This is a genomic window from Aeromonas sp. 25-AL00135 (genome assembly GCF_054052385.1).
In genome coordinates this window covers 134,875-146,380 of record NZ_JBSTYQ010000010.1, presented here as the reverse complement: position 1 = coordinate 146,380, position 11,506 = coordinate 134,875, and the positions used below count along the sequence as shown (strand labels likewise).

The following is an 11,506-nucleotide window of genomic DNA, read 5'->3' as shown; positions in this document are numbered from 1 at the left end:
CGTCACAGATGCTGCCAGCGCCGCAGCAGCCGGCCGCGCAGGCCGCAATCGAGCAGCCAGCTGTTGTCGAACACCCGCAGCAGCGCCTGCTTGGCGTGACGGGACATGGCGACGGCGTGGAAACGGGTCTGGCGCTGACGATAGTGGTTCATCTGATCGAGCAGGGCGTGGGGCAGGCTCTGGGCGATAAAATCGGAGATGACCAGCACGTCCGCCTTGGCAAAGGCGGGATCATCGAGCTTGGCCAGTGCCTTCTCGAGGCAGGGCACCAGATCGGTACCGCCGTGAAAACTCATGGAGAGAAAGCGCTCCGCCTTGTCCAGACCGGTATCCGCGGTGATCTCGAGGGTCGCCACCTCGGTGGAGAAGAGCATCAGGTAGCAGCCGCGCTTCTCATCCATCGCCACCTTGAGCAACGCCAGAAACAGCGCCTTGGCACACTCCTCGGGATATCCCCCCATGGAACCGGAAGTATCGACGCAGACGATAAAGGGGCCTCGCTGCTGCAACTGCTGCCCCCCCTGCTCCGGGGTGCGCTGCATGATGCGCTGGCGCGGCAAGGTGCCACGTGACTGATAGCTGAGCAGGCGCCGCTCCAGATAGCGGCGATAGAACTCCAGCTCCAGCTCCGGCAGCCCCAGCATCACAGCTTCACTTGGCAGTAACCTCATCAGATCGTTCGCCTGATGGATCCCCACCAGATCGTCCGGCACATCGTCACTGGGGGCTGGCTCCAGCTCCAGCACCTGAACCGGCGGCACAGGTTGCTCCTGCGCCCGCCGATCCCGCTCGCTGCGCCCGAGCAGGCCGGCAATCTCCGCCAGCAAGGGTTCGCGCTGCAACATGCGTGCATACTGCTTGACCAGCACCAGACTGCGCTTGTGCCAGTGCCCCTGCGCCAGATCCCAAAGACCACCAGCGGAGATCTGGTTGGGATCGAGGGCATCGGCCAGGGTGCGGCTCGCCAGCAGCTGATCTTCAATCTCCTGACGCTGCTTCTCCCGCTCCGCTTCGGCGATCTGCTGCTGCAGTTGCAGCAGGCTCCCCACCAGACTGGCGCGCCACTTGTCGATAAAGAGCTGGCGCAGCCCCTCGGTGGGGTGAGCAGTCAGCTGACGCACCAAGGAGCGGGCCTCACCGGCGAAGGGGCTGTACTGCTCCAGCAACTCCAGCAAGCCGGGCAGGCGACCAATCAGCTCGGTCATCGGCAGTTGCCGGTGTGCCTGATAGAGCAGGTACTCCTGCTCCAGCGCCACCGGCACCGGCTTGTGACGGATCTCCTCGCCAAGCTGCTCGCCCCAGCTCTGCAGGCGCTTTTTCAGCAGCTTGCCCTGTAGCGGGGAGCGTTTGATAAATTCGGAAATCTTGGGCGAGGCCGCCAGCAACGCCACCACCTCTCCCGCCAGCTCACCCTCTCCCATGAGAAGGCCCAGATCCAGCATGCCGATCTCAAGCATGAGCGCTCCTTACTCGTCCAGCCGTGGCAACCGCTCGCGCCACAGGGTCAGCTCGTTGCGCAGCAGTTCGAGATCCCGGTTCAGCACAAAGAAGCTGTCTTCCACCTGCTGCAGCCAGCGCTGGGCGATAAAGAGGTGTTGTTGGTGACGCTCGAACAGGCTGCGCTGCTGTTTGAGCTCCTGCATCACCTTGCCGACCTGAACCAGCAACTCGTCGAGCGACTGCAACCAGGGCGCCAGCACCACCTCGGGGATGGCGTTGCGCTCCATCAAAACCAGCGGGATCTGCTGGCGCTGGATATCGAGCACCTGCAGCCGCAGCTCATCGTCCAGCACCAGCTCGTAATGGCCCTCTTTCGGGTTGCCGAACTCATAACCTACCAGCGCCTCACCGATGGGGCGCCAGTGGGAGAGCAGGGTGCGATCGAACACCAGGGTGCGGGTAAGACGTTCGGGATCGCTGCCATCCAGCGGTGCCGGGGTGAGCAGATGGAAGTGCACCTGCTTGCCGAAGGGTCTGGCATTGGCAAGCGGGATCTCGATACCCCGGGCCCGCCGGCCAAACCACTGCTTGCGTTGGCGGGCCTTTGTGCAAAGGCGCTGGGCCACGCTCTGTTTGAGCTGTTTGAACTGATCCCGCAACGCCAGCAGCTGACGGGTCATCGCCAGTTGCTGATAGCCGTAGAGACGGGAGAATTCGGTCATCATCTCCAGCAAGGCGGTGCGGGACTCCTCGTCATGCCAGAGACAATCCTTGAACAGCAGCAGATCTACCGGTGCGACCTCGTCACGGCCATTGAAGAAGGCGCTCGCCTTGATAAGCCGTACTGCCTTCTTCCAGCGGCGATCCGACACATAGCAGCGATGGGCCAGCTGGCTGTCGAGCTGCTGACGCAGCTGATAGATAAGCTCGAAACAGCCATCCGGCAGGCGCACCTGTTCAATCTGGCTCTGCCACAGCTCGTACTCATCCCCCCGGATCTGCAGGGATTCCGGCAAGTTCTGGTGGGCGTGGCCATCGCTGGCCAGCATGGATTGAAAGTTGGCTTTCTCCTGCACCCGGTCCATCCAGATCCGCACCAGCATCCGGTCGTAGAGCGCTTCCAGCCCGCTGTCCTGCGCTGGCAGCTCGTTGGACGCGGTCACCAGCAAGCGCATCGGGATGGGGTGCTGGCTGTCGCCGTTGCGAAACTGCCGCTCGTTGATGGCGGTGAGCAGAGTGTTGAGGATGGCGGGGCCTGCCTTCCAGATCTCGTCGAGGAACACCACTTCGGCCTCCGGCAGATAACCTGTGGTGAGGCGCAGGTATTTGCCATCCTCTTTCAGCGCCTGAATGGAGAGGGGGCCGAACACCTCCTCCGGCGTACTGAAACGGGTCATCAGGTATTCAAAGTGGCGGGCGTCGTGAAAGGCCAGCTTGAGGCGGCGGGCGATCAGGCTCTTGGCAATACCGGGTGGCCCCAGCAAGAAGACACTCTCGCCACTGAGGGCAGCCAGCAGACCGAGGCGCAAGGCATCCTGCCGTTCGTAGAGTCCCTCACCGAGGGCGGCCAGCAGCCGGGGCAATCGCTCCTGGATGGGAATAAAACGCGCAGGGTTCTGGGCTTGAGCTAAAGACGACATAGAGAGTGTTCCGAAGCTGGGATGATGTTAGCCCCAAGGCGCGATATCCATTTGCTCGACCTTGGGTTTTGTCTTGTTATGATGTTTATTCTGGTATCTCTTGCCGCACAATACCCGCCTCTGGCAGGAAAAAACGCAAGGGCAGTGCGATACCGTATCGGCAACGTGCAGCGCCTATGCATAGCCAGTGTCGTGATGAACACCATGCCCGCATGCGCCAGATGATGCGTTGCAAAAGGTGCAGCAAAAGCGGTTCGAGTGTACCCTGCGCAACACAATTTTCCCCAATGCAGATCAAGAGTGAGTCGCCTCAAATGCAAGATCCCGTTCGTCAGAGCATGTTGGCCCGCATGGGCATTCAAAGCTGGCAACTGCGTCGTCCGGCATTGCTGGGCGCAACTCCCGCTCCCGACCTTGAGCAAAACGCCACACCGCCGGGCCAGACGGCACCAGCCACCCGCGCGCCGCTGCCCAGCGGCAAACTCTGGCTGCTGGCGCCTCAGCTGCCTGCCACCACGCTGCTGGCGGATATCTGCCAGCTGCTCGGCATGACCCCCGACGAGGTCTCACTACTCAGCGAGCTGCCGCCTGCCGATCTGCAAACGGCGGGCGCCTCCCCTCTGCTCTGGCTGACGGAGGCCAACCCCGCGCGGCCTGATGCGCTGATCTGCCCGCTCGCTCCCAGCGCCGCGCAAAAGCGCGCCCTGTGGCAACAGCTGCGCCAGCACCTTGCGGCCAATGCGGCGTGATCCTGCATCATGCCGCCAAGTCCCACTGTGATGCTGCTCTTTTTACGTGATTTTACAAATGCCGCCTCTGCCAACCCCAGTGCCCAACATCTTGCCATCCGGAGCCCCCATGCCTGAGTTTCGTCCTCTGCTCGAGAGCGATTTCGCCCTTGTCTACCCCATCGAGCAAGCCGCTCACAAGGAGCCGTGGAGTGAGGCCAACCTGCTCTCCTGCTTCGGTCCTCGCTATCTCAACGGTTTGATGCTGGTCGATGGTCGCCCGGCGGGCTTCTATATCTCGGATCTGGTGGCCGGTGACAGCTCGCTGATGAATATCTGCGTGCATCCGGCGTTTCAGGGCAAGGGGTTGGGACGGGCGCTGTTGCAGGCCTATCTGGCGCGCAGCAAGCAAGCCGGGGCAGAGGCCTGGTTTCTCGAGGTGCGGGCCGGTAACCAGACCGCCATCAACCTCTACGAGAGCGCCGGTTTTGCCGAGTATTGCCGCCGCGCCGACTACTACGGCACCGGCAATGACAGGGAAGATGCGGTGTTGATGTCGCGACTGTTCGATTTCGGCTGATCCAGCCTGTTCGTCGCGCCCAAGCCTTTTGTCCCCCCTCAATCGAGGGGGGCGTTGTCCAGTGCGGGATCCTGCAAGGCCAGGGTGGTATGCACCACCGCCTCGAATCCGGCCCCGGAGAGCGGCATATAGAAGCCCCGCTGCCAGGTTTTTCCCGGCATCCAGATCTGGTCGATATCCACCACTATCTTGATGGGTCTGAGGGGTTGGCCCGGCTGCTGGATATAGATGCCGGGCGGTGTGGCGACTTTGGGAAAGCGGCGCAGGATCTGCTCGCTGCCATCCCCCTTGCCCGGGTTGAGCCGCACCTTCACCAGCCGGGCAAGCGGACCAGCCATCTCCTTGCTCTGCCAGAATTTCTTCTCCAGATCGCCGCAGCGGCGGCACTTGGGGGTCTCCAGCACATAGAGCAGCGGATAGCCCAACGCCAGCGCCTGTTGCTGCGCCTGCTGATACCCCTCGGCCCCCTGATACCAGGGATTGGCGGGCCCCTGTGATGACGTTCCGGCAAAGAACCAAAACGCAGCGCCCCCCACCACCATCAGCCCGACCACGGCCAACGCCCCTTTCACCCACAGATTCATATCGTTAACCCTCTCTCTGCCTCCTAGCAGTATCGGCCAGTCTGCGCAAAGGGAGAGCTATTTGCGCTCTTTGTGATCTAAGACAAACAGCGAACACTTGTAAGCTGTAATGTTGGAGTTTAAACTCTAGCCCGATTTTTAGTGCCCTCGCGGGCGTACAACTGTAATTAAAGGATGTTTAACTGATGCCGAAGCTTCATCTGGTTCGACTGATGCGTGAACGTATTGCCCAGCTTGGCAACAAGGCTGCCCTGCGGGTTCAGCAAGATGGCCAGTGGCGCGCCATCGGCTGGCGTACTCTGGGCCAGGCCATGGACTACTGCGCACAGGCGCTGATCCGTGCCGGCCACCAGCCCACCGAGATGGTCGGCATTTATGCCCGCAACATGCCGGAATGGACCCAGGCCGATCTCGGCATCTTGGCCGCCCGCGGCGTCAGCGTCCCGATCTACCCCACCAGCACGCTCGATCAGCTGCGCTACATCGTCAAAGATGCCGGCATCAAGGTGCTGTTCGTTGGCGAACAACCCCAGTTCGATCAGGCGCTGCAACTGATTGAAAGCGGCGAGATCCGCCAGCTCATCGCTCTCGATGGCAACGTCAATCTGCGCGGCTGCGAGCAGGCGAGCCACTTCCAGACATTTCTGGTCTCCGGCAACCATCAGCCCAGCGAGCAAGAGCTGCGAGTACGGGAAAGCCAGTACCGGATGGATGATTTGCTGACCCTGATCTACACCTCCGGCACCACAGGCGAGCCCAAGGGGGTCATGCTCGATTTTGCCAACATCGCCGCCTGTTTCGAGATGCACAACAGCCGCCTCGACCTCAATCAGCAGGATGTGTCGCTCTGCATGCTGCCACTCAGCCACGTGTTCGAGCGCGCCTGGAGCTACTACGTGCTCTACTGCGGTGCCGAGAACGTCTATATCCGCGATCCGCAGAAGGTGATGGATGTGATTGGCGAGGTGCAGCCGACCGTAATGTGCGCCGTACCGCGCCTTTACGAGAAGGCCTACGCCATGATCCAGGCCAAAGTTGCTCAGGCTCCGGCTCTGCGCCGCGCCCTGTTTGGCTGGGCGACCAAGGTCGGCAAGCAGATGGTTGCCACCCGTCAGGCGGACAAGTCCGCTTCCCCGCTGCTCTACGGCCAGCTCTGGCTTGCCGAGCGGCTGGTGTTTCGCAAGCTGCGCGCCCGCTTCGGCGGCCGCACCCGCTTCCTGCCGGTGGCGGGCGCCCGTCTGGCCGACGATGTGAACCTCTTCTTCCAGGCGATGGGACTCAACCTCAAGTACGGCTACGGCATGACCGAGACCACCGCCACTGTCTGCTGCTACGAAGACAGCCAGTTCAAGCTCGGCTCCATCGGCACGGCACTGAACGGCATCGAAGTAAAGCTGGGTGAGAACAACGAGCTGCTGGTGCGCTCCCCGACCGTGATGCGCGGCTACTACAACAAGCCGGACGCCACCGCCGAAGTGATGACCGAGGATGGCTTCCTGCGTACCGGCGATGCCGGTGAGCTCGACAGCCAGGGCAATATCTACTTCACCGAGCGCCTCAAGGAGCTGATGAAGACCTCCAACGGCAAGTACGTGGCCCCGCAGCTGGTGGAAGGGACCATCGGCAAGGATCGCTTTATCGAGCAGATCGCCATCGTCGCCGATGCCCGCCACTTCGTCTCGGCGCTGATCGTGCCCTGCTTCGAGTCGCTGGAGGAGTACGCTCGCTCCATCAACCTGCAGTACCAGTGCAAGACCGAGCTGCTGCGCCACTCCCGGGTAATGGAGTTCTTCGAAGCCCGCATCGCCGACCTGCAAAAAGAGCTGGCCAAGTTCGAGCAGGTGAAGAAGTTCACCCTGCTGCCGAGCGCCTTCTCCATGGAGCTGGGTGAGCTGACCCCCACCATGAAGCTGCGCCGCAAGATCATCGAGGCCAAGTACCAGAGCGAAATCGAGGCCATGTATAACCACGTCTGATATCGCTCAGGCTCAGAGGAATAAAAAAGCCGCTCACTCGAGCGGCTTTTTGTTGGCACTTTGGTTGGTACGGACCCGCCTTCAGGCCGTAGTGGTACTGGTTCCGAAGTAGTCGGCCAGGAAGTCATCGAACGACAGGCTGTCGCTGCGTTCGCGTTCGCGCTGCTTGGCCAGCGAATCCTTCGCCTCACCGGCAAAGTAGGCGTCATCCCAGTACTGCAGCTCCCCTGCCAGCAGCTCCTCGCGATAGCGGGTCGCCAGCTTGTCACCGTAGCAGCCGTTGTCCTTGCCGCTCTCCAGCAGCTCCTTGAGCATGCGAGCGGAGTAGGTGAGCTCGGGGTTGAGCAGCTTCTCGCGATGCATCGCCAGCGTCTCGCGATAGCGGTTACGGCCGCAGCAGCGATCCAGCAGATCGGCCACCTGAGCCAGCTCGTCAAACAGTTTGAGGCCGTACTCTTTGAGGCCAATGGCATTGCCCTGCTCATCTTCCAGCGTCAGGCCGGGACGACGCCCTTCCAGCACCACCTTGTTCTGGTTGCGGCGGTTGCGGGTAATCTCCTCGTCACTAAGCACCGGAGAGGGGCGCAGCAGGCACCAGACCAGGAACAGGTCAAAGAAGCGGATCTGGTCGGCATCGATGCCGAGCGGGGTGAAAGGGTTGACGTCTACGGTGCGCAGTTCGATGTATTCGATGCCGCGCTGATCCAGCGCATCCGAGGGCTTCTCGCCGCTGCGCGGGGTGCGCTTGGGGCGGATTGGGGCGTAGAGCTCGTTCTCCAGCTGCAACACGTTGTCGTTGAGCTGACGATACTCCCCATCCACCTTGACCCCGATCTTGGCAAAGTCGGGATTGTGGGTGTTGATGGCGCGGCGCAGGCTGCTGACATAGGCCGGCAGATTGTCGTGGCTGATCTTGAGCCCAGCCTGGGCGCTGTTGGTATAGCCAAGATCGGAGAGACGCAGCGCGGTGGCGTAAGGCAGATAGAGGGTGCCCTTGCCGGTCTTCTCGAACGGCAGGTTGCTCTTGCGCCCTTTGAGGAAGGATTCGCAGATGGCCGGGGAGGCGCCAAACAGATAGGGCACCAGCCAGCCGAAGCGGTAGACGTTGCGAATAAGCCCCATGTATTTATCGGAGATAAAGCGCTGGCTGCAGCATCCTTCGCACACCAGATCCTGCCACTCGCTCCAGAAGCTGTCGGGCATGGAGAAGTTGAAGTGCACCCCGGCGATCACCTGCATCAGGCTGCCGTAGCGGTTCTTCAAGCCCTGACGGTAGAGGGTCTTCATCTTGCCGATATTGGAGCTGCCGTACTGGGCCAGCCGGATGCTCTCTTCCCCGCCGACGAAGCAGGGCATGGAGAGCGGCCAAATCCGCTCGTCACCCAGATGCTGAATCACATGGTGATGGATGTCGCCGAGCTGCTCCATCAGACTGTCGATGGAGTCAGTGGCCGGGGTGATGAACTCCAGCAGGCTCTCCGAGTAGTCGGTGGTGATATTGGGATGGGTCAGGGCCGAGCCCAGCGCCCGGGGATGGTCACTCTGGGCGAGTCGGCCATCCGGCGTGATGCGCAGGCATTCACGTTCGATCCCGCGCCGGATCCCCTTGAGCGCGGTGAGGCGCTCCGGTGATCCCAACGCATTCAGCAACTCGGTGAGCGACAAGCTTGTTGTAGTCATATTCACGGCTCATGTGAGGCCGCCCCATCCGGGGCGGCTCTTGATTTTTATAAAGCGTCAGTTACGGCAACTGCAGCGGATAGATGGGAAGATGAAGCTCCTTCAGGGGTTTTTCAAGCTTTTGCTTGTCTCCCACCACCACGATCACCATGTCGGCCGGATTGAGCCAACGGGCCGCACTGGCCTTCAGCGCCTCGGGCGACACCGTTTTGATCAGGTTGTTCTGGGCCTGCACATAGTCCGGTTTCAGGTCATACATCACCATCTGTAGCAGGAAGCCCGCCTTCTGGCCCAAGGTCTCGTAAGAGAGGGCATCCTGCTGGGAGACAGCGCTGCGCATATAGGCCAGCTCGACCGGGGTCGGGCCGCTCTTGCGGTAGTTGTCCATCTCCTTGAGGAACTGGCGAATGGCATCCACAGTCGCATCGGCCCGCACATTGGCGCCGGTGGCGAAGGTGCCTACCTCGCGGTTGGCGGAGAAACCCGAGCTGGCGCCGTAGGTGTAACCCTTGTCTTCCCGCAGGTTGAGGTTGATACGGCTGTTGAAGTTGCCACCCAGGTTGAAGTTCATCAGCCCGGCGGTGAAGTAGTCACCCGTGGTATCGAACGGCATGGCGCGACGACCGATACGGATCACCGACTGGGGTGCCCCCGGCTTGTCGACCAGATAGATGCCCGGCTTGGCCTGCTCACCCTTGAGCTTGAGAGCCCCCAGGGTCGGTGTGGCCCCCTTCCACTCGGTCAGGAAGCCAAGTTGCTCCTCGATCTGCTTCTGGCCCACATCACCGACCACCACCACTTTGGCGTTGGTGGGGTTGTAGTAGGCCTGATAGAAGTGCTTCACGTCCGCCAGGGTCAGCTTGGCCACATCGACCGCAACCCCGTCGGTAGGTTGACCGAGGCGGTTCTGCTTGCCGTAGACCAGCTCGCGGAACGCCTGCCCGGCCAGCCACTCGGGCTGCTGCTGGGCCTGTTGCATCCCTTGCAGCAGCTGCGCCTTGACCCGCTCGAAGTCCGCCTCCCGCATGCCCGGGCGCTCCAGCACCTCGCGCACCAGCGCCAGGGTCTGGGGCAACTTGTCCGCCAGCGAGCTGACGGTGATGAGGTTGTTGTACTGGGCGCTGGAGACATCAATGCTTGAGCCCAGCTTTTGCAGCTCGTCGCTCAGCTGAGCCTCGGTCAGGCGCACCGTGCCCTGCCCCATCATGGCGGCGGTCAGATTGGCCAGCCCAAGTTGCCCTTTATCTTCGGCACGAATGCCGCCCGGCAGGGCGATCATGATGGAGACCGCGGGGATCTCGTCACTCTTGGTGCCGATGATCTCGATGTTCTTGTCGAGCTTGCCGTGCCAGATGGCGGGCACCTTGACGCTCACCGCCTCGCCCACCTTGGGCTGCACGCTGCGATCGAAATTGTCTTTTACCGGTCGTTCGGCCAGCGCTTCGTCATGCTTGCTGTAATCCGGCAGCTCGCGCTTGGCGGGGGTAAAGTTCGGGGTGGCAACCTGCCACTCGGTCTTGCCCTTGGGCACCACGCTCAGCACCACCGCAGGCATGCCGGCGATGAACTTGTCGTAGGCGGCCTTCACCTGCTCCGGTGTCACCTTGCCGATGGCATCCAGCGTCTTGAACACATAGTTGGGATCCTGGGCAAACACCTGACCCATGGCGAGCTGGCTCACCTTGCCGGAGACGCTGTCCAGACCCCAGATGGCGGAGGCACGGTACTTGGCTATCGCCTTCTCCAGATCTTCCGGCTTGAGGCCGCGCTGGGCAAACTCGCCGATCACCTTGTCCACCTCCCCCTTGAGGGTCTTGAGGCTGCCATCCTGCGACGGATTGGGATAGGCGTAGACGGTCAGGGTACAGGCCAGCTCTTCGCAATAGTGGGACGCCCCCACATCGATCGCCTTGCCGGTTTTCACCAGCGACTGGTAGAGCATGGAGCTGGCGGAGCCGCCGAGTACGTCGGCAAACATGTCGAGCGCAGGCTCCTGCGGATCGCCAAGAGAGACGGTGGGGTAGCTGATATAGAGCAGCGGCAGGTGTACCTTGTCCTGCAGCGTCACGTAGCGGGTCTCGGGCAGGGTCACCGGCTTTGGCGTCGGCTCGGCCACGTCCGGGCCGCGCGGGATGGAGCCGAAGTACTTCTCGATCCATTCGAGGGCCTGCTTGCTGTCAAAGTCGCCGCCCAGAGTCAGGGTTGCGTTGTTGGGGCCATACCAGCGCAGGAAGAACTGCTTGAGGTCGTTCACATCGACCCGGTCGAGATCTTCCACGTAACCGATGGGCTGCCAGGAGTAGGGGTGAGTACGCGGATAGAGCGCCTCCCCCACCTTCTCGCTCACCAGCCCGTACGGCTGGTTATCGACCCGCTGGGCCCGCTCGTTCTTGACGGTGGCGCGCTGGATCTCGAACTTCTTCTGGCTCACCGCATCGAGCAGGAAGCCCATCCGATCCGCCTCCAGCCAGAGCACTTTTTCCAGCTGATTGGCCGGCACGGTTTCGTAGTAGTTGGTGCGGTCCTTGTTGGTGGTGCCATTCATATCGCCACCGGCCTCGTTGATGATCCGCATATGCTCCTGATCACCGACATGTTTCGAGCCCTGGAACATCATGTGCTCGAAGAAGTGGGCGAAGCCGGATTTGCCGACCGTCTCGCGGGATGAGCCGACGTGATAGGTCACATCGAGATGCACCAGCGGATCTGAGCGGTCGGGGGCCAGGATCACGGTCAGGCCGTTGTCCAGCTTGTACATCTGGTAGGGGATGGCGAGCTTGCCCTCCTCCTTGCCCTGTTCGGCGATCAGGGTCGGTGCCGCCAGCACCGGCAGGGTGAAGCCCAGCAGAATCGTTAAAGGTATGACTTTGTTCACGGT

Annotated in this window: 8 protein-coding genes; 3 read left to right on the top strand and 5 right to left on the bottom strand. The window is 61.7% G+C overall.

Annotation, left to right across the window (positions count from 1 at the left end):
* Window positions 1-2: 2 nt before the first annotated feature.
* On the bottom strand, window positions 3-1,457 hold the full coding sequence (gene viaA, locus ACW5XC_RS11530) for an ATPase RavA stimulator ViaA (protein ID WP_042053379.1): 1,455 nt from the start codon (window positions 1,455-1,457) through the stop codon (window positions 3-5).
* 9 nt (window positions 1,458-1,466) lie between these two features.
* Window positions 1,467-3,080: an ATPase RavA domain-containing protein gene (locus tag ACW5XC_RS11525; RefSeq protein WP_042053377.1), complete on the bottom strand. Its 1,614-nt coding sequence runs from the start codon at window positions 3,078-3,080 to the stop codon at window positions 1,467-1,469.
* A gap of 314 nt (window positions 3,081-3,394) precedes the next feature.
* On the opposite strand from ACW5XC_RS11525, the gene ACW5XC_RS11520 reads away from it, so the two are divergent.
* Both ACW5XC_RS11520 and rimI read left to right on the top strand, forming a co-directional pair.
* On the top strand, window positions 3,395-3,829 hold the full coding sequence (locus ACW5XC_RS11520) for a DNA polymerase III subunit psi (RefSeq protein ID WP_042053376.1): 435 nt from the start codon (window positions 3,395-3,397) through the stop codon (window positions 3,827-3,829).
* A gap of 109 nt (window positions 3,830-3,938) precedes the next feature.
* Window positions 3,939-4,388, top strand: a complete 450-nt coding sequence (gene rimI, locus ACW5XC_RS11515; RefSeq protein WP_042053375.1) for a ribosomal protein S18-alanine N-acetyltransferase — start codon at window positions 3,939-3,941, stop codon at window positions 4,386-4,388.
* Window positions 4,389-4,426: 38 nt separating this feature from the next.
* On the opposite strand, the gene ACW5XC_RS11510 is transcribed toward rimI, so the two are convergent.
* Window positions 4,427-4,930, bottom strand: coding sequence for a hypothetical protein (locus ACW5XC_RS11510; RefSeq protein ID WP_371155262.1), 504 nt, complete (start codon window positions 4,928-4,930; stop codon window positions 4,427-4,429).
* Window positions 4,931-5,157: 227 nt separating this feature from the next.
* Between ACW5XC_RS11510 and ACW5XC_RS11505 the strand changes: the two genes are divergently transcribed.
* Window positions 5,158-6,948: an AMP-dependent synthetase/ligase gene (locus ACW5XC_RS11505; RefSeq protein WP_042053373.1), complete on the top strand. Its 1,791-nt coding sequence runs from the start codon at window positions 5,158-5,160 to the stop codon at window positions 6,946-6,948.
* An 81-nt stretch (window positions 6,949-7,029) separates the two neighbouring features.
* Here ACW5XC_RS11505 and gshA read toward each other — a convergent pair whose 3' ends face one another.
* Both gshA and ACW5XC_RS11495 read right to left on the bottom strand, forming a co-directional pair.
* The gene (gene gshA / locus ACW5XC_RS11500; protein WP_042053372.1) at window positions 7,030-8,628 is read right to left on the bottom strand and encodes a glutamate--cysteine ligase; all 1,599 of its coding nucleotides are present in this window, start codon (window positions 8,626-8,628) and stop codon (window positions 7,030-7,032) included.
* Window positions 8,629-8,689: 61 nt separating this feature from the next.
* Window positions 8,690-11,503: a M16 family metallopeptidase gene (locus ACW5XC_RS11495; RefSeq protein ID WP_042053371.1), complete on the bottom strand. Its 2,814-nt coding sequence runs from the start codon at window positions 11,501-11,503 to the stop codon at window positions 8,690-8,692.
* Between the last annotated feature and the right edge of the window lie 3 nt (window positions 11,504-11,506).

Bases quoted from the DNA above. Each gene is read 5' to 3' on its own strand.
- ACW5XC_RS11525 (WP_042053377.1), bottom strand. From the start codon at position 3,080: ATGTCGTCTTTAGCTCAAGCCCAGAACCCTGCGCGTTTTATTCCCATC.
- ACW5XC_RS11520 (WP_042053376.1), top strand. From the start codon at position 3,395: ATGCAAGATCCCGTTCGTCAGAGCATGTTGGCCCGCATGGGCATTCAA.
- ACW5XC_RS11505 (WP_042053373.1), top strand. From the start codon at position 5,158: ATGCCGAAGCTTCATCTGGTTCGACTGATGCGTGAACGTATTGCCCAG.
- viaA (WP_042053379.1), bottom strand. From the start codon at position 1,457: ATGCTTGAGATCGGCATGCTGGATCTGGGCCTTCTCATGGGAGAGGGT.
- ACW5XC_RS11510 (WP_371155262.1), bottom strand. From the start codon at position 4,930: ATGGTGGTGGGGGGCGCTGCGTTTTGGTTCTTTGCCGGAACGTCATCA.
- gshA (WP_042053372.1), bottom strand. From the start codon at position 8,628: ATGACTACAACAAGCTTGTCGCTCACCGAGTTGCTGAATGCGTTGGGA.
- rimI (WP_042053375.1), top strand. From the start codon at position 3,939: ATGCCTGAGTTTCGTCCTCTGCTCGAGAGCGATTTCGCCCTTGTCTAC.